This window comes from Pseudomonas quasicaspiana, assembly GCF_021147825.1.
In the GTDB taxonomy this organism is placed as follows: Bacteria; Pseudomonadota; Gammaproteobacteria; order Pseudomonadales; family Pseudomonadaceae; genus Aquipseudomonas; species Aquipseudomonas quasicaspiana.
Window position 1 is genome coordinate 1 of the sequence record NZ_JAGTPI010000068.1, and the last position, 23,437, is coordinate 23,437.

Below are 23,437 nucleotides of genomic sequence, written 5' to 3' on the forward strand. Positions count from 1 at the left end.
GTTAGCCGCACCGGGCCATGGATGGCCCATTGCGGCGGCCCACGGTTCAGGATCTGCGGGCGGGTACACCGAGCGACAGCGAGGTGCCGAGTGGTGGGGTAAAGGCCTTTTGGTTACTTTTGGGCCCCAAAAGTGACGCGCTGTAAGAGCGCAACCAATATCAGCCATAACCGCGATAACGGATATGTACACAATTCCCGCACTGAACTTCAACGAAGCCCCACCGGTCAGCTTTACATGCTGATCAAGAGGGCTCGAATCCATGCATATCTCACTGGAACACCAAGTCGCATTGGTCACCGGAGCCAGTTCCGGCCTCGGCGCAGGGGCTGCCAAAGCGTTGGCAGCGGCGGGGGCGGCAGTCGTCGTCAACTACAACTCCCAGGCAGAACCCGCTGAAAAACTTGCGGAACAAATCATCGCCGCGGGTGGCAAAGCCATTGCCATCGGCGCTGACGTATCGAAGGAAGACGACGTCGAGCGCCTGTTCGCCCAAACCATCGAACACTTCGGCCGCCTCGACATTTTGCTGGCCAATTCCGGGCTGCAAAAAGATGCGTCTATCGTCGACATGACCCTCGCAGACTGGAACAAAGTCATCGACGTCAACCTCACCGGACAATTCCTCTGCGCACGGGCCGCGCTGCGACAGTTCATCAAGCAAGGCATGCGCCCCGACGTGTCCCGCGCCATGGGCAAGATCATTCACATGAGCTCGGTGCACCAGTTGATTCCCTGGGCAGGCCACGCCAATTACGCAGCTTCCAAAGGTGGCGTCGATCTGCTGATGCGCAGCATTGCTCAGGAAGTGGGGGAGCAACGCATCCGCGTCAACAGCATTGCACCCGGTGCGATTCGCACCGCAATCAACAAAGACGCCATGGCGGGCGACAAGGAAGAGAAACTTCTGAAACTCATCCCCTATGGCCGGGTCGGTGAAGCCGAAGACGTAGCCAACGGAGTGGTGTGGCTCGCTTCGGACCTGTCCGACTACGTGCATGGCACCACCTTGTTTATCGACGGCGGCATGAGCCTGTATCCGGAGTTTCGAGACAATGGCTGACTTCCCGGAAGAACCGCAAAACGCAATTGAGAACCACGGGATTATCGGTGACATGCGTAGCGCCGCATTGGTGGCCGATACGGGTAGCATCGACTTTTGTTGTTGGCCGGATTTCGACAGCCCGTCGATCTTCAGTGCGCTGTTGGACACCAACAAAGCCGGTATCTTCAAGCTGGCACCGGATCTTCCCAATGCGCGTCGTCAGCAGATTTACCTGCCCGAGACCAACGTGCTGCAGACGCGCTGGATCGATGAAGACGCGGTGGTGGAAGTCACTGATCTGATGCCGATTGGCGACAATGTCGATGACTTGCCGCGCGTTGTACGCCGCGTCGAGCTGCGCTTTGGTGCGGCGACCATTCGCATGCAGTGCCGGGTACGAATGGATTACAGCCGCGCCGAAACGGTGGCGAAGCTGGACGGCGAAGACGTCTGTTTCGAGGCTTCCGGTCAGCCGGGCATGCGCCTGTCAGCGAATGTGCCGATGCAGATCAATGAGCAGGCAGCCACTGCCGAGTTCAGCCTGAAGAAGGGCGAGTTTGTTGAATTCATTCTCGGCGGTATTGACGATCCTCAGGTCAGCGCCGGGCAATGCCAGCAATATTTCACCGACACCCTGGCGTTCTGGCGGCGCTGGAGTAATCAGTCGTCTTACCGCGGTCGTTGGCAGGAAATGGTCAACCGCTCGGCGCTGGCCCTCAAGCTGCTCACCTCGCGCAAGCACGGCGGCATTGTGGCTGCGGCGACGTATGGCCTGCCGGAAACGCCGGGCGGCGAGCGCAACTGGGATTATCGCTACAGCTGGATTCGTGATGCCTCTTTCACGGTGTACGCCTTCATGCGGCTGGGGCACACCGATGAAGCCAACGACTTCATGCGCTGGGTCCGCGGTCGTCTGGGGGACTGTGTCGAGGAGTCGAACAAACTTGGCATCCTTTACAGCCTCGACGGTCGTGAAGAGTTGCCTGAAGAGCATCTTGATCATTTCACGGGCTATGGCGGCGCGTTACCGGTGCGTATCGGCAACGAGGCGTACAAACAGACTCAGCTGGATATCTACGGCGAGTTGATGGATGCCGTGTACCTGGCCAATAAATATGGCGAAGCCATCTCTTACGAAGGCTGGAAGCACGCAACCCGGCAGGTGGATTACGTCTGCGAGCATTGGCGCGACAAGGATGTCGGGATCTGGGAAATGCGTGGTGACGATCAGCATTTTCTGCATTCCCGATTGATGTGCTGGGTCGCACTGGATCGCGCCTTGCGTCTGGCGTTCAAGCGTTCGTTGCCTGCGCCGTTCGATCGCTGGGACAAGGAACGTCAAGCCATCCATGACGACATCTGGAATAACTTCTGGGACGCCGACCTCGGTCATTTCGTGCAACACAAAGGCAGCCGTAATCTGGATGCATCGATGTTGCTCATGCCATTGGTGCGTTTCGTCGGTGCCAGCGATCCGCGCTGGCTGGCGACCCTCGATGCTATTGAATCCACCCTGGTACGCGATGGCATGGTTTATCGCTATCGCAACGACGATGACCATGACGACGGGTTAGCGGGTGAAGAGGGTGCATTTACCGCGTGCTCGTTCTGGTACGTGGAATGCCTGGCCCGCGCCGGGCGTGTGGAACAGGCGCATCTGGAGTTTGAACAACTGCTGCGTTACGCCAATCCTGTGGGACTCTACGCCGAAGAGTTCGACACCCATGGGCACCATCTGGGTAACACCCCGCAGGCTTTGAGTCACCTGGCATTGATCAGCGCGGCGAGCTTCCTGGATCGCAAGCTCGATGGTGCCAAGACGCTTTGGCAGCCTTGATGGTGTGGAATGCTTTTCCCTGTGGGAGCTGGGCTTGCACGCGATACATGAGACTTAGCCAGAAGTCATACCACGTCATCGTTTACCGCGAGCAAACTCAGCCCCTGTCGAAAATATTCGACTATCTGATTTGGAATGTTTTTTTACCTGTAGGAGCGCGCTTGCCCGCGATAGCGTCAGCGCAGCCGATACTTTTATCGACTGACAGGCCGAATCGCGGGCAAGCGCGCTCCTACACAGACTGTGTGAAAACTACTGCGCTCGGCAATACTGCGTTAAAAACAGGCGAAAAATGCTCATTTAGAACACCTAGACTCCGCTTTTTCGCCTGTTTTTGCCTTGTCTTGCCGTCGCTCGCTACGTTTTCACACAGTCTGTACAGGTCCTGTGTTCGTTGCGCGACAGCGCGGTGCCTTCGCGACGGGGCGACTCCCGCAGGTTCTGCTGCACTCAGTAGGGCCTGCTTTAGCCAAATGGATAGCATTCCCAATCAGTGTGTAGGCGCTAGCGACTCTGCAACGCATACCCCACCACAGCATCTTCCAGCAGGAAGCGCTCACCGATCATTGCGCAGTAGCTCATTCGGGTGAGGAATGCGCCGTGGCCCGTGAGGAACACATTGATGTCCTTCACTTCCTCACACATTTCCAGCGTACGGCCTTGCAATGCGCCGCTGGCCTGAGCCGAGCGAAGGGCGCCCATGGGGGTCCAGTCGGCGATGATCAGGGCACCCTGCGGGGCAGTCTTTTCATACGCGCCAACGAACTGTTCAGCCGAACGATCCGGCAGATAGGGCGCCATGAAGTAGTGGATGTCGTCACGGAACGGGAGCGATTCACTGTGCACCGGCAAACGGATAATGCCCGTCGCGTACAGCGAGTAAACCAGCAAAATAGCGAACGGCGAGCTGAGCACTGAGAGGTGCAGCGCCGGTTGCCGACTGCAATCGGTCGACAGCAGGTGGCTTAGCCTTATCACGCCAAGGATGCACAGCAGCGCTACGCCAGGCAGAAAAAACGTGAAGCGATCAGTGACGTTGTAAGACACGGCGAAAACAAAATTCAGCGCTGCTGCACACCACAGCAGACGCAAGCGGTTGTCCCTGGGAAACAGAATCAGCCCCAGCAACTGAGGGCCTATCAGCGATAACAGCAGAATGAACACCGAGTTCTTTTCGTGCCACATGTCATCGAAGCGGAACAGACTGCCTTCCCAGTTGGGCGTTTGCGCACGTACTGAAGAACCCGTCAGGTAGCGGTGGGCAATGTCGATCAGGCTCATGCCCGATTGCAGGTCGTGGGTAATCGCCGGGAACGCTACTGAAAAACCGAGGATGAAACCCGGAAGGGTTACCCAGGTGCGCAGCTTGTGCTGATAGAGCAACTGCAAGTAGAGGGGCAGCAAAACCACGAAAGTCAGTTGATGGACAGCCGCGCCGAGGCCGGTCAGCAGGCCGATGATCAGCAATTTGCCGAGGTCACCAAAGCGTGATTTCTGATCCAGATGAACCTGATAGGCCAGCAACACGAACAGCGAATGGAGGATGTAAACCTCAGCCTTGGTCGATACCCAGAAAACCCCGTGAGCCAGAATGGTTGCTGCGGCTGCCAACAGGGCCTGACGCTGACTGGCACCCACATTCATTGCCAGCGAGTAAATGATCCACGCCAGCGGCAGCAGCAGAATGGAGTTGAGCAGGCTCAGCACGTGAGGCCCGAACAGGTCGAATACCAGGGTGTTGATGAACTGGTAGAGCGGATGATCCAGCGGTCCGAGGGACTGACTGAAGTAATGCCCCTGAGAAGCTTCGGCGAGGAATACGCCATTATCCATCCACTGGATAGGACCGCTTGAGGCGAAAAAACTGGCAGCTATGGCCCCACATAGCACTAACAACGCAACTGCATTCGAAGACTGACGTTGACTTCCCTGAACCATCGAGTAGCTCCTCTGCTAATCCGGGGTTGGTTGTTCGATTGAGGTGCTGCCCTGCGTATTGGCCTCCTTTAGCTGCAGCAGCATCACGGCACCAATAGCTACGGCAAACCATAAGGTCGCGAGGCGGATCAGCACGGTGGCGGCAATCGCGTCGGCGCTGGACATGCCTTTCCAGACCAGCAGGCCGACCATCACCGCTTCGGCACCGCCCAGTCCGCCAGGCATGAAACTGATCGCTCCGGCGAGCATGGCCAGCGCATAAACGAACACTGCGAAGGTCAGCTCGATGTCGGCACCCATCCAGTTGAGGATCCAGTGAAAAGCCAGCGCTTCAGCGCTCCAGGCCACGACGCTAAGGAAGGTCACACCCAGCAGCAGGTCCAGGCGATGGCAGCGCTGTGCCGCCAACAGCACTTCGAGCAGATGGCGACCAAGACCGAGCAGTTTTCCGCCTCCCGCAGGTATCGCGGCAGCGATTCTTTCCAGTAGACGACGCTGGGAAAGCACCAGCAAGCCGATCCCCACGAGCACCATTCCCACCACAATCATGGGGCGTGAGTCCGGGTACAGCGACAGGCCAAACAGGGTCAGCAGCACCACCGCAAACAGGTCCGACAAACGCTCACTGAAAAACGCCGCGAAGCTTTGTGGCCAGGGCACGCCCCAACGTTTGAGCAATACCCCGCGCAGCGCTTCACCGGCTTTGCCCGGTGTGGTGGTCAGGGCAAACCCTGCCAGATAAATCTTCAGGCTGGGCCGCCACGGCACAGGATGACCGAGTACGTTCAGGTAGGTCTGCCAGCGCAAAAAGCGCAGGCCATAGTTGGCGGCGGACATCAGCAGCGCGATGGCAATGCCGATCAAACCCACTTCGCCCACCGCCTTGCTGACCGCCTCCCAGCCGCCCCACAGAGAAAATCCCAGGTAACCCAGCGCGGAAACCACCACAGACAAAACCACCGCGCGATAACGCCAGCCCGAGAGCAACAGCGCTTCGTTCACAGGTTCAGCCTCTTGAACAACGGCTGCGGGATCGAGCGGATGACCAGCATGATCAGCGCCCAGAAGCCTGGCGTATAAAGGGTCGGTGCCTTGCGGGCGATCCCGTAGACGATGCGCTCCGCCACCTGTTGCGGCTGCGCCAGGAGTGCTGCGGGCAGCGACAGGCCCTGGGTCATGGGCGTATCGACAAATCCCGGCTTGATGGTCAAGACGTGCACGCCGACCTTGAACAGGCGGGCCTGCAAACCTTCGCTGAACGTGGACACGGCTGCCTTGGCCGAACCGTACAGGTAATTGGAAGGCCGGCCGCGATCACCTGCGACCGACGAGATGACGGCCAGACTGCCGCATCGCTGGGTTTCGAACTGATTGGCCAGCAAGGTCAGCAAGGCGATGACCGAGGTACCGTTATTGGCGAACTCCTGCAACGCGACACGGACATCCTGCTCGCAGACCTTTTGATCGGGCAGGGTGCCGTGGGCGATCAATGCGACATCAATTTGCCCCAGCGCCAGCAAACAACTGTGCAGCATGGCTGGATGGGCTGCGATATCCGTCGCGTCCATCTCGTGCAGGCTGATCGCTCTGGCGCCACGACCCTTGAGGTCGGCGGCGGTCTGTTCCAGCTTGTCGCCGTTACGTGCCACCAGAAAGAACTCGCTGCCTTCACTGGCCCACAGTCGCGCGCAGGCGGTGGCGATGGCCGAGGTAGCGCCGATGATCAACACTCGTTTCATAAGAAGCCTCGTTTCATAAAATCACTCGTTTCCAGAAGCGCGACATCAGGGAGGGATCGCGCAGTGCTTCCAGTTGCTCCCAGGCGGGGTAGGCCTGGCGGAAATCACTGCCGCTCATATGCGCGTCCTTGGCCGGATAAAGGCGACCGCCCGCGGCCCGGACAATGGCGTCCAGACGCGGGAACAGGACGTGCTGCAAATCACTGCTGTTGGGGAAGTCCAGCGCCAGCGAGGTGCCGGGCAGGGGAAACGACAGCAGGCCGGGCGAGGCGATATCGCCGCAGCGCTTGAGCACTGCGAGAAAAGACCCCTGACCTGATTCAGCGATAGCCCCGAGCAGCTCGGCCATCGCGGCTTCGGCGCTGGTGTCGGGAATCACGCATTGGTACTGCTGAAAACCCTGGCGGCCGTAAATGCGGTTCCAGTGCAGGATGCGATCCAGCGGGTAAAAGAATGGCTCATAGGCGCTGCGTTTTGCGGTGCGCTTGCCTGGATGCGCGCGCCAGTAAAGTGAGTTGAACGCCCGAAGCGACACGTTATTGATCAGCGAGACGGGCGGTGTCAGGGGCATTTTCAGGCGGCTGCCGCGCTCGACCTCAAGCGAGCCGTAGTGCGCATGATCACCGACAATGAACACGCCTCGGCCGGTATCGGCACCTTTGGCCAGGCAGTCGACCCACGCCACGCTGTATTCGTGTTGGTGATCCAGTTCGGCGCTAAGGCTGAAAAATTCGGCCAGGTTGGCAAAGCGCACCACCGTGCTGTCGATCTGGCTGGACCGTATGCGCATCAGTTGCAGGTCGGCCCAGTTGATCACGCCGGTCAGTCCCAGACCGCCAATACTGGCGGCGAACAGTTCGGTATTTTCCACCGGCGAACAGATTCGCGCCGTCTCGCCGTGGCGCAGCAGACCGAAGCGCAAGACGTGGTTGCCGAAGGTGCCACGCAGATGATGGTTCTTGCCGTGCACGTCATTGGCGATGGCACCGCCAACCGTGGCGAACTGAGTGCCTGGCGTCACGGGCAAAAACCAGCCATTAGGGATTGCCGCAGCGAGGATCTCGGCCAGGGTGACGCCTGCTTCCACGCGGATTGTGCCGGTGTTCCAGTCGGCACGAATGAACCGGTCCAGCGCGCGCATGTGCAGCACTTGATCACTGGCTGCCAGGCAACTGTCACCATAGCTGCGCCCGTTACCGTAAGGCAGGCTGGTCTGGTGCCGTTCAATGACGTTGCGCATGTGGTCAGTGAGGCCGTCGATCCACGGACAGGCATGTCCGTGCTGCGCCGTTTGCGGGTAGCGGCCCCAGGAATACAAGGGTTCAGTCATGCGGCAATCCAGAACACAAGAACGAAGAGGGCGCCGATCACCTGACTCATGCGGTCGCGAATCGCAAACACCACCGGGTCATCGTTCATCAGGCCGCGATGGGTGAGCATCCAGACCCTGGTGATCCAGAACAGCAGCAACGGGCAGGTCAGCCAGATCACATGGGGGTGGCCGTACATCGCGACCGTTGAGCCTTCGTGGATGTAGAGCGCCAGAACCATCACTGCCAGATGGCCGGAGGACGCACCCAGTGCGGCGATCATGTCCAGGTCACCGGGGTAGTAACCGCGGCCCCGCGCCTTGTCCATCAGGTCCTTGGCCCGGGCTTCGCGCAGCTCGGCGTAGCGCTTGACCAACGCCAGGCTAAGGAACATGAACATCGAAAAAGCCAGGATCCAGAAGGTCAGTGGCAGGCTGAAGGCGGCAGCACCGGCGAGGATGCGGGCGGTGTAGAGCATCGCAAGAACGATTACGTCCAGCACCATCTGCCGCTTCAGGCTCAGCGAGTAGGCCAGGGTCAACCCGTAATAAGCCGCAAGGACGGCCGAGAACTGCCAGGGCAACAGCAGGCCGGACCCGACAAATGCGCCGATCAACAACACGGGAACAATGATCAACCCGGACTTGATCGACAGCTTGCCGCTGGCGAACGGGCGCTTGCGTTTGCTCTGATGATGACGGTCATCAGCCAGGTCCAGCAGGTCATTGAGCACGTAGACGCTGGAGGCACACAGGCCGAAAAACAGAAAGGCCAGGACACCGTTCAGAAGAAGGTCTGCTCTGCCAAACTGATGCGCCGCGAGCAGGGGAACGAAGATCAGCGCGTTCTTCATCCACTGGTGCATGCGCAACGCTTTGCGCCAGTCGCGCAGGCTTGAGGTATTGGAATGGATGACGTTTTTGACGTTGCCTTGCGCCTTGGCTTTTTTCTCCACCCCCGATAAAGGATTGACCACGATGGCTTCGCGGGCTGCATCCCAGATGGGCAGATCGTCCATGGAGTTGCCGAGGTAATCGAAACCGTTCTGACCGTAATGGCCCACCAACAGATCACGCTTGGTGTGAGCTGACAGGTTGCGGTCGGCGTTGGAGGCGACCACCAGATCGAACAACTGCAAGTGTTCGGCGATGCGTTTTGCCAGGCTGTCGTGGCTGGCAGTGGCCAGAACGATCATCCGCCCGGCAGCCCGCTCGGCTTCGATCAACTCGATCACTTGCGGGTCGTAGGGCAATACCGTTACGTCAATCTGGGTATTGAGCGCCAAACCTTCTTTAAGCGCCGCTTTACCCTTTAACAACCATCCAAACAGTTTAAAGATTTGCAGTGGATGACTTCGAACGAATGTCATCGCGGTTTCCATCAACAAGTCGGACTGCAATAACGTGCCGTCGAGATCGACAACTAAGGGGAGGAAAGTTTGGGGAGTCGTTTGTTGAACTCTTCCCTGAATTCTGGCCATGTCGGTGCACTCCTGCCGGGGGTGAGCGCACTATGAAACGGAAGAGCGATTTCGCCACCTCAATAAAACTAAACAGGTGTGTTTATATCGCCAGTGGGCTGGCGTCAGAAACTACCCTGAGTTTGTAATGCTTGATAGATAGAGGCGGTGTTTCATCAAGCTTACAACTTGGTGGATTTCAAAAGACCGGCCGCTCACTCCTGATAGCAGTCCACTGTTTCTGTAAGGCGTCGCAACGTATCGTCGAGTCGCTCGGTTTCTGTAGGAGCTGCCGAAGGCTGCGATTGTGGTGTGTCAGGACAAGATGCTTCGCAGCCTTCGGCAGCTCCTACAAAAAGGTGTATTCCAATTTAAAGGATTGCATTTGTTCGACAGAAACCTGATGGCAGCTGTCTATTCCGCAAAACTGCGAGTCATAATGACCACGTTTTCAGCCGATGGAACGCCGCAATTATGAGCAATCCGCTGTTACGTGCCCTTGTGCCGCTGGTGGCAGACCTGAGCCGTGAGCTGCCCGACGAGGAGCGCTATCGACGCCTGTTGAGTGCATTGCGCGAACTCTTGCCATGCGATGCGGTGGCCTTGCTCAAATTTGAAGACGATGTATTGATCCCTCTGGCGGTTGAAGGCCTGAGTGCAGACACCCTTGGACGGCGCTTTCGGGTTCAGGAGCATCCACGGCTGAAGATCCTGCTGGAAAACCCCGGACCGACGCGTTTCTCCGTGGACTGCAGCTTGCCCGACCCCTATGACGGATTGGTCGATGGCCATGATGGCCAGCTTGAGGTTCACGATTGCCTGGGGTGCCCGCTTTATTTTCAGGGCAAGCCATGGGGGCTGATTACCCTCGATTCTCTGGAGTCGTCGAGTTTTGCTCAGGTTGACCTGGATAATCTCGAAGCCTTCGCCAGCCTGGCCGCCGCGACGGTGATCGCCAGTGAACGAATCAACCAGTTGGCAAAAGGATTCGAAGACCAACGGCAACTGGCTGAGGTGTATAAACGTGCCGCCGGTGGGCGCGGGCCTCGCGAGTTGATTGGCCAGAGTGCGGTCCACAAGCGACTGCTCCAGGAAATCCAGTTAGTGGGCAATAGCCCATTGTCGGTGTTGATCACGGGCGAGACCGGCGTCGGTAAGGAGCTGGTCGCTGAGGCCATACATCTGGGTTCGCCTCGTGCGCACAAACCACTCATCAGCCTTAACTGTGCGGCGCTGCCGGAAACGTTGGTGGAGAGCGAACTCTTCGGCCATGTCAAAGGGGCGTTTTCCGGGGCAGTAAGCGGGCGCAGCGGGAAATTTGAACTGGCAGATAACGGCACTATCTTTCTCGATGAAGTCGGCGAGTTGCCGTTGTCTGTGCAATCCAAGTTGCTGCGTGTATTACAGAGCGGGCAGGTGCAGCGGGTTGGTTCTGATCAGGAGCATCATGTGGATGTGCGGATCATCGCCGCCACTAATCGTGATCTTGCCGAAGAGGTGCGCGCCGGTCGCTTTCGAGCCGACCTGTACCATCGGTTGAGCGTCTATCCACTATTGGTTCCGCCATTGCGCGAGCGTGGTCGCGATGTCCTGTTGCTGGCGGGTTACTTCCTTGAAGAAAACCGTGCGCGCATGGGCCTGCGAAGTTTGCGTCTCGGCAATGAGGCGCAGAAGCGGCTGCTGGGATATCACTGGCCAGGTAACGTGCGGGAGCTGGAGCATTTGATCAGTCGTGCAGTGCTCAAGTCGCTTTCGGCGGGTGCAGGGCGACCGCGTATTCTCACCATAGAAGCGCAAGCTTTGGGGCTGGAAAACGAAGTCGTTAGTGTGAGCACAAAACTACAAGAAGATAGGCTTTCACTCCCGCAGACCGGGGCTACATTGAAAGTGGCGGTGGACGCTTATCAGAAACACTTGATTGAACTGGCGCTTTTACGCCACGACGGCAAATGGGCCCAAGTGGCCCGGGAAATGGGTATTGATCGCGCGAACTTGAGCCGATTGGCCAGACGTCTGGGTATTCGCTAATCACTTTTTATGCGCCAGATCAAGCCTATGAGCGCATCAAATCGTGTAAAGCCGGACGAACTGTTATTGGTCGCGATTTGTGAAAAAAGAGTGAATTTTTTGGAAAGTCGGGAGGTCCTCTATTGCACTAAGCAAACCAACAAGGAGGCGCTGCCTGGATGTCACAGTACAAACATTACAGAATCGATTATTTGCTAAACGGCGCGTTCAAGTCTTTCTACATCAGTGCTGAGCACATGGATAATTCCGAAGCATGGCATCATGCCAGCGTTGATGCAGGGATTGCACGTATCCCCAAATATCGAACCGAAAAAGTCCCTCGCGTTTCCAAGCCTTACGCGGAACACTTCGGTATTACTAACGTGGAATGGCTGCAAAGTTGAAGACCCTGGCCGGCGTTGTCTGATCGACACGCCGGCCCGGTGCGCCTGCAATGGGCGCACCCTGTGGCCGCTGGAATCATCGGTGTGCAATGTTCTCCAGCGCCAGATTGCGGGTTTTTGGCCCGAACCTGCCAATGGTAATAATCACAATCAACATGCTACTGACGATAAACGCCAGAACCCCCGGTGTGCCGAATTGATCGAGAAAGAAACCGATCAACAAGCTGCTGAATACTGTCGACAGACGGCTGAATGAATAGCAAAAACCTACGGCGCGGGCACGGATGTTGGTGGGAAACAATTCCCCTTGATACGAGTGATAGCTGAAGCTCAGCCATGCATTGCAGAAGGTGATCATCACCCCGCAAAAGACCAACCCTACCGCTGAAGTCTGAAAGGCGAACAGCGTGCCGAAAATCATCGATCCCAATGCTGAACCGACGATCTGCCATTTGTTTTCAAAGCGGTTGGCGAACCTGACAAACAGCAGCGGGCCCAGCGGATAGGCGAGGGTGATGATGAATGCGTAACCCAGACTATGAGTGACGCTGACGCCCTGACCAGACAGTAACGCCGGTAACCAGTTGCCGAAGCCGAAAAAACCGATGGCCTGGAAGACATGGAACACGATCAGCATCAACGCGCGACGACGATAAGGCGGCTGCCAGATGTCGGCGAAGCGGCCTTTGCCCGAGACGGCAACCACTTCGGGTTCCGGGACGTCCAGTGGCTTGCCATGGTCGCGCTCACAGCGTGCTTCGATGTCATCCATGATGCGTTCGGCTTCGTCAAAGCGCCCGTGTTGCGCCAGCCAGCGCGGCGACTCTGGCAAACGTGAGCGCAGCCACCAGATAAACAACGCAAACACCGCGCTGGCGAGCACGACCCAGCGCCAGCCGGAGATGCCGAACGGCGCTTGCGGCACCAGCCACCATGACATCAGCGCAACAGCGGGCACCGATAGAAACTGGATAAAGAAGGCAAATGCGAATGCCGAGCTGCGCATGCGTTTTGGCACCAGTTCTGACAGGTAAGCGTCGATGGTGACCAACTCGATCCCCAGACCAATCCCCACCAGAAACCGCATGCAGATAATGCCCAGTGCATCGGTCTGAATGCCCATCAATACGGTAGCGATGGTGTACCAGATCAACGCGAAGGTAAAAATCGCCCGACGACCAAATCGGTCAGCGATGGGGCTCAGCAGGCTGGCCCCCAGAAACAGGCCCAGAAAAGTCGCCGAGGCAAACGCAGCCTGATCGGAAAAGCCAAATACCCCTTGGGCACCCGTGGCAAAAATACCATCGCGCAGTAGGCCTGGGCTGATGTAAGCCGTCTGAAACAGATCATAAAGCTCGAAAAAACCACCGATAGACAGCAGCGCTACCAGTTTCCAGACGGTAGCAACGGCGGGCAGACGGTCTATTCGAGCTGAGATCTGAGCGGCCCGGACCGGATCGGGACCGTCGACATTCGCATCGCCCGCCGAAGAGCTGGCGATAGTGGGGGAGGACATACGCAGGCTTCCATTTATTTTTGATGGATTATGGTAGCGGTTTTACAATTTGTAATGTTTGTCGGTTTTGGCTTGGTTTGGATTTTATTTGGTGGAAAATTGCTGGAAAGTTTAGTTTTTTGGTTTTTTAGACTTATTTGTAGAGGTTGTCAGCTTGAATAAAGGCTTTGCAGATCATCCCGGAACCACCAGTTAGAACGCAGAACAGTTGGCCTGCGATTGGGTTTACAGATTATCGCGGGCAAGCCCGGCTCCCACAGGTCCTGAGCTGTCCTTCAGATTTGCGTAGATTCTGTGGGAGCGTGGCTTGCCCGCGAAGAACGATGACGCTGAGCACCTGATTTGCCCGGTCGGCTGATTCGCGGGCAAGCCCGGCTCCCACAGGTCCTGAGCAGTCCTTCAGATTTGCGTAGATTCTGTGGGAGCGTGGCTTGCCCGCGAAGAACGATAACGCTGAGCACCTGATTTGCCCGGTCGGCTGATTCGCGGGCAGGCCCGGCTCCCACAGGTCCTGAGCAGTCCTTCAGATTTGCGAAGATTCTGTGGGAGATGCCCCGGTGTCCATGACACCACGCTGTCGCGCAGCAAACACGGGACCTGTAGGAGTGAGCTTGCTCGCGATTCGATCTGTTGGTCGATGAATATATTGCCTGTGCTGAAGCTATCGCGAGCAATGTGGATCGCCACCCCGGTCACTCCTACAGAAAATGCATTCCAAATCAGGTAGTTATTTCTTGTTTGATAGGAGCGTGGCTTGCCCGCGAAGAACGATAACGCTGAGCACCTGATTTGCCCGGTCGGCTGATTCGCGGGCAAGCCCGGCTCCCACAGGTCCTGAGATGTCCTTCAGATTTGCGTAGATCCTGTTGGAGCGTGGCTTGCCCGCGAAGAACGATAACGCTGTGCACCTGATCTACTAGGTCGGCTGTATCAAGATGTGTCACGAATCTTTAATATTGGATTTCCGCTCCGCTTCCAGTCTGGTTCCTTGTGAAGTTCAAACTGCCCACTACTGCCACCGCTCCGTTTTGCCCATCGGCTGTCACTGACAGCGTTGCCATTCCGGCCAATGCCTCCCTGGCGCGCAAGCTGCTGCTGTTCCTTGGCCCTGGCCTGCTGGTTTCCATTGGCTACATGGACCCCGGCAATTGGGCCACGGCCATCGAGGCGGGGTCGCGCTTTGGTTATGCGCTGTTGTTCGTGGTGGTGCTGGCGAGTCTGTCAGGCATGGTCTTGCAGAATCTATGCTCGCGATTGGGCATCGCCACCGGTCGAGACCTGGCGCAGTTATCCGCTTCGCGTTACAGCCCTGGTGTCGCCAAAGGGCAGTGGCTGCTGGCCGAGCTGTCGATTCTCGCCACTGACCTGGCTGAAGTGCTGGGCGCGGCCCTGGCGTTTCATCTCCTGCTAGGCGTGTCGATTACGACCGGTGTCGTCCTCACCGCTTTCGACACCGTGATCGTGCTGGCGCTGCAAGGTGCCAATTTCCGCCGACTGGAAGCCATCGTCCTGGGCTTGATCGCCACGATCGGGGCGTGCTTCACGGTAGAACTGGTGCTGATCAAACCGTTCTGGCCAGACGTCGCCGCAGGCCTGAAGCCCACGTGGGACGTACTGAGCAATCAGGAGCCGCTGTACCTGGCCATCGGTATTCTCGGCGCGACGGTCATGCCTCATAACCTTTACCTGCATTCGTCACTGGTGCAGACAAGGGTCAACGGTGACGATAACGCCAGCAAAGCCAGCGCAATCAAATTCGCGCGGCTGGACACCATTGCGTCCTTGAGTCTGGCGCTGTTGATCAACGCCGCGATCCTGATTCTCGCAGCGGCCGCGTTCCACAAGAGCGGGCACACCGATGTGGTGGAAATTCAGGACGCTTACCACCTGCTGGATCCTCTGGTGGGCGGTGCGGTGGCCAGCGTTTTGTTTGGCATTGCATTGTTGGCGGCGGGGCAGAGCTCGACGTTCACCGGCACCATCGCCGGGCAAGTCGTGCTTGAAGGCTTTCTGCAGGCGAAGATCCCGTGCTGGCAGCGTCGCTTGATTACCCGCGGTCTGGCTTTGATCCCGGCCTTGGCCGGGGTGATCTGGCTGGGCGACGGCGCGGTGGGCAAGATGCTGGTGCTCAGCCAGGTTGTGCTCAGCCTGCAACTTCCGTTCGCCCTGTGGCCGCTGATCCGCTTTACCAGTGACCGGCAATTGATGGGGCCCTTCGTCAATAGTCGTTTGGTGAAGATTGCGGCGTGGGGCCTGTTCGGCTTGATCTCGGCCGCGAATCTGACGTTGATGTGGTTCTGGGTGAGTTGATAAAAGGGCTGAACTTTTATCCTGTAGGAGCTGCCGAAGGCTGCGAAAGCGTTATATCTGACACACCCTCTTCGCAGCCTTCGGCAGCTCCTACAATGACCTTGCTGATTGCGAATTGCCCTGTGTACTCCTAAAAATGGAGCGGCTATTGAGCAGCACAGCTTCACTGACGCCTCCTGATGCAAGCCGCCAAGGCCAGATCTTCGAGACCGATCTCCCGGCACGGCTGGATCGTTTGCCTTGGGGCCGGTTTCATACCCTTCTGGTGTTCGCCCTCGGCATCACCTGGCTGCTCGACGGTCTTGAAGTGACCCTGGCAGGTTCGGTGTCCGGCGCGCTGAAAAGCAGTCCGGCGCTGCAGATGTCCAACAGCGACATCGGACTGGCAGGGGCTGTGTACATTGCCGGGGCGGTACTGGGCGCGCTGTTGTTCGGCTGGCTGACGGACCGTCTGGGGCGACGCAAACTGTTCTTCATTACCTTGCTGCTGTATGTCGGTGCCACGGCGGCAACTGCGTTCTCATTCAGTCTGGGCAGCTTCCTGCTGTTCCGTTTTCTCACCGGCATGGGCATTGGCGGGGAGTACACCGCAATCAATTCGACGATCCAGGAATTCACCCCGGCTCGCTATCGGGGCTGGGTCGATCTGACCATCAACGGCACGTTCTGGCTTGGTGCAGCGTTGGGCGCGGGTGGCTCGATCATATTGCTGGATCCGCAGTGGGTTGGCGGCGACCTCGGTTGGCGACTCTGTTTCGGGATAGGCGCGGCATTGGGTCTGCTGATTTTGTTCATGCGCCTGTGGTTGCCGGAAAGTCCGCGCTGGCTGTTGATTCACGGGCAAACCGCAGAGGCGACACGCATTGTTGAGCAGATCGAGAACCGGCTTCGGGATCAAGGCCATGAACTTGCGCCGTTAACCGGTAAGCCCTTGCGTCTGCATGCCCGGGATCACACGCCCATCAGGGAAATCTTCCACACCCTGTTCGTCAGCTTCCGCCAGCGAGCCTTGGTGGGCATGACGTTGCTCACCGCTCAGGCGTTTTTCTATAACGCGATTTTTTTCACCTACGCGCTGGTGCTCACCGATTTCTACAACGTGCCCGCCGAGCAAGTCGGCTGGTACGTATTGCCGCTCGCGCTGGGTAATTTCTGCGGTCCGCTGTTGCTGGGGCGGCTGTTCGATGTGATAGGCCGGCGAGTGATGATCAGCCTGACTTACGCAGTGTCTGGTGTGTTACTGGCCATCAGCGGCTATCTGTTCCAGCAGGGTTTGCTCGACGTCACCCAGCAAGCGGTGGCCTGGATGGTGATTTTCTTTTTCGCTTCGGCGGCGGCGAGTTCGGCGTATCTGACCGTGGCGGAAACCTTCCCGCTGGAGATTCGCGCACTCGCGATCGCGGTGTTTTACGCGTTCGGCACCGGCCTGGGCGGGATCATCGGACCGACGCTGTTTGGTGAGCTGATTCAGACTCAGGACCGCAGCAACGTGTTGATCGGCTACCTGATTGGCGCAGCGTTGATGCTGATTGCCGCGGGAGTGCAGGCTATCTGGGGCGTCGCGGCGGAGCGCAAGTCGCTGGAGGATGTTGCCCGGCCGTTATCCCAGGCCAAAGACTGAATCAGCAATCGAGGCGCTGGGCGACGTCGCGCAAGTCTTCTACCGACGCTTGCAGCTTGTCGATCTGTTGGCCAACTTCGTTTGCATCCCGGGCGTGAACGGAATGCTGCATATACAGCAAATGCCCGGATAAATGCTGGGACACACCTTCGAGATCGTTGGCAGTAGTCTGCAGATCGCTCTGGATGTTTTTCAGGTCTTCGATTTTCAACATGGACTCCGGAAGTCAGGGGCCGAATGGCATTGACGTCCAGGTCAAGGTCAACCATCAAAGCAAAAAGATGGCTAATTGATATATTGCGCAAATTTGCAGCATTTGTCGCGTGCTTTTTATTCGTCTTCCAGATCGGACTCGGAATAGGAGTCCAACAGTGCAGCCAGTGCCAGAGTGCGTTGCAGGCCAGTAGTGGTTTGCATGATCTGAGCGACGGCTTCAATGGCTGCCACTTTGGCTTGTTCGCGCTCTGCTTCTGTGTTGTTGGGCGTCGCTTCCTGAGCTGCGGCGATGATCGATTCTTCAAAACTGTTCATGGGTTGCGCTCTGCAAATGAAGGCACCTGACGGCTGGCTTGTACTGGCCGCCTGTCCAATGCGGCTCATTCTGCCTGATTCCTGCCGCGAGAGTCAGTGGGCACCGCGCAGTGGGTGATTTTATTCAATACGCCGTCGAGACCGATCCTTACCTTGATCACGTCATTTCAGATCAAGTTGAAGGTATTCAAATGAGTGTGTTGGTGTCCATGGCAGCCTTTGCGCTGGCGTCTTCAATCACCCCGGGGCCGGTAAATATCGTGGCATTGAGTTCGGGCGCTCGTTACGGCCTTGGTGCGGCGCTGCTGCATGTCTCCGGTGCTACGCTGGGGTTCACGCTGCTGTTGATCCTGATCGGTTTCGGCCTGCATGAAACGCTGCTGCATTTGCCCTTTCTGACTCTCGCAATCAAGTGGGCCGGAGTGGCGTTTCTACTGTATATGGCCTGGAAGCTGGCGCTGGATAACGGGCAGCTGGATGTAGAGCGTGAAGGTGACAAGCCGTCGATGCTGGTGGGGGCAGTGATGCAGTGGCTGAATCCCAAGGCGTGGCTGGCGTGTATTGCCGGGATGGGAGCCTTCGTTGCCAGTGGCGAAACGCGGCTGATCTGGCAGTTCGCGGCGATCTATTTCGTGATCTGCTATTTGTCTTTGGCGTGCTGGGCGTTTGCCGGGACCTTCCTGCGTCAGTACTTGAAAAGTGCGTTGGGCATTCGCGTCTTCAACCGCAGCATGGCGCTGTTGCTGGTGGGCTGCGCTGTGTACTTGATGGCGTACTGATCGGTTATTGCAGGCGATATTGCCCCGGCGTCGCGGCCAGATGCTTCTTGAATGCCCGCTGGAAGTGCGCCTGGTCGGCAAAGCCGAGCTCGTGAGCCACGTCAGCAATCAGGCTGCCGTTTTTGAGTTGCGTGCGTGCGTGCTGGATGCGGCGGTTGATCAGGTACGCGTGCGGCGTCATGTGGTAACGCTGTTCGAAAGCGCGGATCAGGTACGAACCGGACAAACTGGCTGCACTACACATGTCGTCAAGCGTAATGGGCTGTTTGAAGTTGTCATTGATGTACTGCGCCGCGCGTTCGACCCGCTGCGTTGCCAGCTCCGGGCGAATAGAGAGGCTGCCCAGGGTTTGCTGCATCTGGCTGAAGAACGCGATGGCGGTGCATTGCTTGTGCAGAACCTCAGCCTGATCGTCGATCAGCGTGGCATAGAGGTTATTCAGGCCCCTGAACAGGCCTGGCGAAGTGCTGTGGGTTTGTGCAATTGGCTGGAAATCATGGTTTCCATCCAGACCCAGTTCATGTTGCAGGCCGGTGAGCCATTGGGTATCGACGTACAACATCAGGTATGACCAATGCTGATCGGCAATGGGATTGCAGGCATGAACGTCGCCAGGATTCATCAGCACCACCGTGCCCGCGCCCACGTGCTGGCGGCTTTTCTCGTGCAGGTATGTGCTTTGCCCGGCGGTGATCGCCCCGATGGAAAACACTTCATGGGAATGCTTGGCATAACACAGCTTGCGCCCATCGCCCACCGAACGCGCCTCGATGAAAGGCAGATGCTCGTCACGCCAGAAGTAGGGCGCTTGTGGTTGTGGGTTCATGGGGTGTTGATCTCTTCAGAAGTTTTGATCAGCCGGTTGGAACGGCTCCGTGTCCACGACGCCGCGCTGTATCGCGCCAAAGCCATCGCGGACTCGCGGTGCTCATGCGCTCCTGCAGAAAAACACTCAGGTTCAAATACCGTCTCATGTTCGGTAAGAGCATAACAGCGCGTGCGTCTCCCGAGAGTAGCGCATCGCCACGCATCTTTGCCAACACTCAAAACGTCTGCAGCAAATCCCGCAACCGGTCCAGCGCCGGGTCGATGTTCAGGGTTTCGATGGCACCAAAGCCCAGATAGATTCCGGCGCGATCAGGTGTGGACTGGTAATACGGCGCCAGTGAATAGATGCCGACGTCATGCTGGCGAGCCTGTCTCATGAGCCGCTCGACATCCAGTGGCACCTTGCACCACAGCGCCATGTGAAAGCCTGCCGTGGCCGGAATGGCTTCAAACCATGGCGCGAGATCAGTCGTGAGACGCTCAAGAATACGTTGCCGACGCCCGACATAGACCCCGTGGCAGCGACGAATATGTTTTTGCAGTAAACCGTCGTCGATAAACTTGGCCAGCGCCCATTGATTCAGCGTGCTGGTGTGCCAGTCGGTCAATTGCCGGGCCTTGATCACGGCTGCATGAATGGCGCTGGGTAATACGGCGTAACCCAGCCGCAGCTCCGGCAGCAGAGTCTTCGAGAACGTCCCGACATAGGCGACGATGCCGTGACGGTCCATGCTTTGTAATGAATCGGTGGGCTGGCCCTCGTAGCGGAATTCGCTGTCGTAGTCGTCCTCAATGATGATCGCGCCGATACGCCGAGCCTTGTCCAGCAAGGCCTGACGACGCGCCATGCTCATGGGCATGCCCAATGGCATCTGATGCGACGGCGTGACGTAAATAAAGCGTGCGTCCTCCGGGATCGCATCCACTTGTATGCCGTCTGCGTCCACCGGTACGCCAACCACCCTTGCGCCTTGGGCAGAGAATAATAGACGGGCCGGTCTATAACCCGGATCCTCCATGGCGACGCAACAACCGGGTTCGGTCAGGACCCGGGAAATAAGGTCCAGCGCCTGTTGCGCGCCGTTACACACAACAATGTCATCCGCCATGCATCGCACGCCGCGGGCAAAGGCGATATGCCCGGCAATCGCCTTGCGCAGAACCTCCAGTCCCTGGGGCTGACTGTACAAACCGGGTGTTTTGGCCAGTTGCCGCAAGGCATGCTGAATACAACGTCGCCATTCACCAGCGGGAAAATGACTGTGGCTGACCGCGCCGCCAATGAAGTCGCCGCGTCGGGTTTCTTCACCAGTTGGGTGACGCAGGCCCAGCTCCAGGTTCTGCCATTTCTCCAGGACTGCCGCACTGGCCAGATCGCAGGTTTCCTGCTGGCGAGACTGGGCGGTCGCCAGGCTGTTGACGAAGGTGCCGCTGCCCCTTTTGCCGACCAGGAAGTTCTCGTAGGTCAGGCGTGAATAAGCATCGGAGATGGTTTTGCGTGAAACCCCCAGTTGCAAGGCCAACAAACGGCTGGGCGGTAACTGCACACCGGCGGCGAGCCGACCTGACTCGATGTTGTCACGCAATTGGTCGTAGAGCTGGTTCGCCAGGTCCTTGCGGCCTTTGATGACAATGTGCAGTTCCATCGCTTGCTCCGGGCCCACCGCGACGCACGGTTTGAAAAGGCCGCTGATTCTTTCAGGGCGCGCCGGGTTCGGCAATCAGCTTTGGTAGAAGTGTTTCAAAGGCAGGAGGTATTGAGCATGCTGCTGGAAGAGGGGTTGAGTGATGTGTGCGCGAAATTGTTGTAGGAGCTGCCGAAGGCTGCGATAGCGGTTTATCAGACACATCGCTTCTCAGCCTTCGGCGGCTCTCGTCTAGCAAAAATAACTATTTGAATTCAGCTACTTTTTTGTAGGAGTGAGCTTGCTCGCGATAGCGTTTGGTCAGGCGATAGTTTCTCATCAGTTCGACCGCCATCGCGAGCAAGCTCACTCCTACAGGATCCAGTGTTTGCCGCGAGACAGCGCGGTGTCACGCACACCGGGGCCACTCCTGCAATTCAAGTGCTCTTACTTCTTTTTCACCGGCACGATTTCAGTGATTTGCCCATTGGTGAGCTGTACCTGCACATATTTATCGTTGATCTGCACCCACTGGGATTCTTTGGCGGGCTCTTTCAGTCCGCGCTTGCTCCAGTCCTTCAGGCCTTCTTCAGGGCGGCGGAATTTTTCCGGGGCGCGAGAGCCGAGTTCCAGTTCATGCATGTTCTCCTTGGACTTCTCGATGGTCGGCTCTGGGGCGTCGGCGGCCTGGACGGACAGGCTGGTCAGAGACACACAGCCAAGAATTGCCAGACAAGCGACGAGTGATTTGCTCTTCATATACAGCTCCTAGGGCTCAGTGCGTAATGCTCTGTTCGTAGCTCTAGGACAACCGTCGAAAAAAATCATTCGGTTTGATTGTTCGGTGATGGCCGTTGGGGTAACCGATCCGTGAACCAGTGCTCGCCCTGACGGCGCAGGGCGAGCCTCTGTGTCGTCAGTTCTTCAATGTTTCGGCGACGGTGATGGCGAGCGGCGTAGTCGGGCGGCCGATCAGCGCGCTTAGCTGCCGACGGGCATCGAATAGCGCACCCTTAGCGGCGGCTGCATCCGAATCCGAGAGCAGATCAGCAACAAAGCCTGGCAGGCCTGCCTGAACCAGTGCGGCCTGGAAATCAGCCTGTGGCAAGTCTGTATAAGGCACGGTCTTGCCTGCCTGCTTTGATACTTCAGCGGCAAAGTCGCTTAGCGTGTAGGAGTCGTCACCGGCCAGCTCATAGACTCTACCGGCCTGATCCTCAGCGGAGGTCAGCACCGCGACGGCTGCGTCTGCGTAATCGGCCCGCGCTGCCGAGCTGATACGGCCATCGGCAGCACTGCCAAACACTGCGCCATGTTCCAGCGCAGCAGGAATACCCGCCGCGTAGTTCTCCGTGTACCAGCCGTTGCGCAGCAGCACGAAAGGCACGCCGGACTTTTGCAGTGCGGCTTCGGTCTGACGGTGTTCTTCCGCCAGGCCCAGCAGTGAAGTGTCGGCATTCAGGACGCTGGTATAAGCCAGCAGCTTGACGTTGGCGCGTTTTGCCGCGTCGATGACTGCTTGATGCTGGGCGGTACGCTGGCCCACTTCGCTGGATGAAATCAGCAGGATTTTCTCGGCGCCTTTGAATGCGCTGTCCAGGGTCGAGGCTTGTGAGTAATCCGCGTGACGCACCTGCACGCCCAATGCAGCGAGGTCGGCAGCTTTTTCCGGGCTGCGCACGGCCGCAATGATTTGTCCTGCAGGAACGCTGGCCAACAGCTTTTCAATCACGAGACGGCCCAATTGACCGGTTGCTCCAGTAATGACGTACATGCTCGGTTCCTTGACTGTATTAAGGGAAGCCAGAGCATAAACATGATGCTAACCTTTCGTAAGTACGTACAAAAAGGTAAGTGTCATGAGTGGATCAGAGCAGCAAAGCCGTTCATTGCTCGCAGCAGTGATGGAAGCGCGGGCGGGCGAGTTGATGGCGGCTGATTGTCCGTCACGAATCGTGCTCAATCACGTTTGCAGTCGCTGGGGTGTATTGGTGTTGGTAGTACTGCGCAGCGGCATGCACCGCTTCAGTGAACTACGCCGCAAGATTGGCGGCGTGAGCGAGAAAATGCTTTCGCAGACGTTACAGCATCTGGAGGGTGATGGTTTCGTTGAGCGCAAAGCGTTGCCGGTTGTGCCGCCTCACGTGGAGTACCGCCTGACGCCTATGGGTGAAGAAGTGGCGCAGCAGGTCGAAAGTCTGGCGAACTGGATCGAGCATAATCTGCCGCGCATCATGGCGGCGCGAGAGGAAATGGATTCAGCCAGATTGACCTGAGTACTGTTTGATGTGGCAGTAACTTGTGGGAGCCGAGCTTGCTCGCGATAAACGATAACGCGGTATGTCGTCTAGCTGCGTCTTATGCATCGCGAGCAAGCTCTGCTCCCACAGGATCTGCGGAACTCCTTGAGCTTCACTCGGGCAAAAGGCGACATGACGAGGCCGGGCAGCATCATGGCGGTGCGAGAGGAAGTGGATTCAGCCAGATT

The 23,437-nt window shown here is 57.7% G+C and carries 20 protein-coding genes; 8 read left to right on the forward strand and 12 right to left on the reverse strand.

The genetic code is table 11. The features are described from left to right. Window positions 1-262 precede the first annotated feature (262 nt). Together KDX30_RS25585 and KDX30_RS25590 are read left to right on the forward strand one after the other, a co-directional pair. On the forward strand, window positions 263-1,063 hold the full coding sequence (locus KDX30_RS25585) for a glucose 1-dehydrogenase (protein ID WP_099269979.1): 801 nt from the start codon (window positions 263-265) through the stop codon (window positions 1,061-1,063). Next, window positions 1,056-2,882, forward strand: coding sequence for a glycoside hydrolase family 15 protein (locus KDX30_RS25590; RefSeq protein ID WP_231677834.1), 1,827 nt, complete (start codon window positions 1,056-1,058; stop codon window positions 2,880-2,882). The genes KDX30_RS25585 and KDX30_RS25590 overlap by 8 nt, the downstream gene beginning before the upstream one ends. A 504-nt stretch (window positions 2,883-3,386) precedes the next feature. On the opposite strand, the gene KDX30_RS25595 is transcribed toward KDX30_RS25590, so the two are convergent. From KDX30_RS25595 to KDX30_RS25615, 5 genes are read right to left on the reverse strand one after another with little or no spacing between them, the layout of a single operon-like run. Beyond that, window positions 3,387-4,820 (reverse strand): glycosyltransferase family 39 protein, encoded by a 1,434-nt coding sequence (locus KDX30_RS25595; RefSeq protein WP_231677835.1) that lies wholly within the window; start codon window positions 4,818-4,820, stop codon window positions 3,387-3,389. A 15-nt stretch (window positions 4,821-4,835) separates the two neighbouring features. Next, window positions 4,836-5,822, reverse strand: a complete 987-nt coding sequence (locus tag KDX30_RS25600; RefSeq protein WP_231677836.1) for a lysylphosphatidylglycerol synthase transmembrane domain-containing protein — start codon at window positions 5,820-5,822, stop codon at window positions 4,836-4,838. Further along, the gene (locus KDX30_RS25605) at window positions 5,819-6,559 is read right to left on the reverse strand and encodes an SDR family oxidoreductase (protein WP_231677837.1); all 741 of its coding nucleotides are present in this window, start codon (window positions 6,557-6,559) and stop codon (window positions 5,819-5,821) included. Before KDX30_RS25605 ends, KDX30_RS25600 begins: the two co-directional genes overlap by 4 nt. Before the next feature lie 13 nt (window positions 6,560-6,572). Continuing rightward, window positions 6,573-7,889, reverse strand: coding sequence for an FAD-binding oxidoreductase (locus KDX30_RS25610; RefSeq protein WP_231677838.1), 1,317 nt, complete (start codon window positions 7,887-7,889; stop codon window positions 6,573-6,575). Beyond that, window positions 7,886-9,349: a UbiA family prenyltransferase gene (locus tag KDX30_RS25615; RefSeq protein WP_122706423.1), complete on the reverse strand. Its 1,464-nt coding sequence runs from the start codon at window positions 9,347-9,349 to the stop codon at window positions 7,886-7,888. The genes KDX30_RS25610 and KDX30_RS25615 overlap by 4 nt, the downstream gene beginning before the upstream one ends. A gap of 450 nt (window positions 9,350-9,799) precedes the next feature. Here KDX30_RS25615 and norR point away from each other — a divergent pair, with 450 nt between their 5' ends. Both norR and KDX30_RS25625 read left to right on the forward strand, forming a co-directional pair. Then, window positions 9,800-11,356 (forward strand): nitric oxide reductase transcriptional regulator NorR, encoded by a 1,557-nt coding sequence (gene norR, locus KDX30_RS25620; protein ID WP_231677849.1) that lies wholly within the window; start codon window positions 9,800-9,802, stop codon window positions 11,354-11,356. A gap of 158 nt (window positions 11,357-11,514) precedes the next feature. Then, entirely contained in the window at window positions 11,515-11,739 is a 225-nt protein-coding gene (locus KDX30_RS25625; RefSeq protein ID WP_027900221.1) for a DUF6555 family protein, read from the forward strand. A gap of 76 nt (window positions 11,740-11,815) precedes the next feature. On the opposite strand, the gene KDX30_RS25630 is transcribed toward KDX30_RS25625, so the two are convergent. After that, window positions 11,816-13,255 carry an MFS transporter gene (locus KDX30_RS25630; protein WP_231673350.1) on the reverse strand — a complete coding sequence of 480 codons (1,440 nt, stop codon included), beginning with the start codon at window positions 13,253-13,255 and terminating at the stop codon, window positions 11,816-11,818. Between the two features lie 1,002 nt (window positions 13,256-14,257). On the opposite strand from KDX30_RS25630, the gene KDX30_RS25635 reads away from it, so the two are divergent. Both KDX30_RS25635 and KDX30_RS25640 read left to right on the forward strand, forming a co-directional pair. Next, window positions 14,258-15,565 carry an Nramp family divalent metal transporter gene (locus KDX30_RS25635; protein ID WP_231677850.1) on the forward strand — a complete coding sequence of 436 codons (1,308 nt, stop codon included), beginning with the start codon at window positions 14,258-14,260 and terminating at the stop codon, window positions 15,563-15,565. A gap of 148 nt (window positions 15,566-15,713) precedes the next feature. Beyond that, on the forward strand, window positions 15,714-17,186 hold the full coding sequence (locus KDX30_RS25640) for an MFS transporter (protein ID WP_231677839.1): 1,473 nt from the start codon (window positions 15,714-15,716) through the stop codon (window positions 17,184-17,186). 1 nt (window position 17,187) lies between these two features. On the opposite strand, the gene KDX30_RS25645 is transcribed toward KDX30_RS25640, so the two are convergent. Together KDX30_RS25645 and KDX30_RS25650 are read right to left on the reverse strand one after the other, a co-directional pair. Next, complete coding sequence (locus KDX30_RS25645; RefSeq protein ID WP_231667230.1) at window positions 17,188-17,400, reverse strand: hypothetical protein; 213 nt, start codon at window positions 17,398-17,400, stop codon at window positions 17,188-17,190. 116 nt (window positions 17,401-17,516) lie between these two features. After that, window positions 17,517-17,717 (reverse strand): hypothetical protein, encoded by a 201-nt coding sequence (locus tag KDX30_RS25650; RefSeq protein ID WP_122396780.1) that lies wholly within the window; start codon window positions 17,715-17,717, stop codon window positions 17,517-17,519. 191 nt (window positions 17,718-17,908) lie between these two features. Here KDX30_RS25650 and KDX30_RS25655 point away from each other — a divergent pair, with 191 nt between their 5' ends. Further along, window positions 17,909-18,496 (forward strand): LysE family translocator, encoded by a 588-nt coding sequence (locus KDX30_RS25655; protein WP_027900215.1) that lies wholly within the window; start codon window positions 17,909-17,911, stop codon window positions 18,494-18,496. Window positions 18,497-18,500: 4 nt separating this feature from the next. Here KDX30_RS25655 and KDX30_RS25660 read toward each other — a convergent pair whose 3' ends face one another. The 4 genes from KDX30_RS25660 to KDX30_RS25675 form a co-directional block, all read right to left on the reverse strand. Continuing rightward, window positions 18,501-19,322 carry an AraC family transcriptional regulator gene (locus tag KDX30_RS25660; RefSeq protein ID WP_231677840.1) on the reverse strand — a complete coding sequence of 274 codons (822 nt, stop codon included), beginning with the start codon at window positions 19,320-19,322 and terminating at the stop codon, window positions 18,501-18,503. 217 nt (window positions 19,323-19,539) lie between these two features. Continuing rightward, window positions 19,540-20,970, reverse strand: coding sequence for a MocR-like pyridoxine biosynthesis transcription factor PdxR (pdxR, locus tag KDX30_RS25665; protein WP_231677841.1), 1,431 nt, complete (start codon window positions 20,968-20,970; stop codon window positions 19,540-19,542). 426 nt (window positions 20,971-21,396) lie between these two features. Beyond that, window positions 21,397-21,708, reverse strand: coding sequence for an RcnB family protein (locus tag KDX30_RS25670; RefSeq protein WP_231677842.1), 312 nt, complete (start codon window positions 21,706-21,708; stop codon window positions 21,397-21,399). A 157-nt stretch (window positions 21,709-21,865) separates the two neighbouring features. After that, on the reverse strand, window positions 21,866-22,723 hold the full coding sequence (locus KDX30_RS25675) for an SDR family oxidoreductase (protein WP_231677843.1): 858 nt from the start codon (window positions 22,721-22,723) through the stop codon (window positions 21,866-21,868). An 85-nt stretch (window positions 22,724-22,808) separates the two neighbouring features. On the opposite strand from KDX30_RS25675, the gene KDX30_RS25680 reads away from it, so the two are divergent. Next, window positions 22,809-23,225 (forward strand): winged helix-turn-helix transcriptional regulator, encoded by a 417-nt coding sequence (locus KDX30_RS25680; RefSeq protein WP_231677844.1) that lies wholly within the window; start codon window positions 22,809-22,811, stop codon window positions 23,223-23,225. Window positions 23,226-23,437 lie beyond the last annotated feature (212 nt).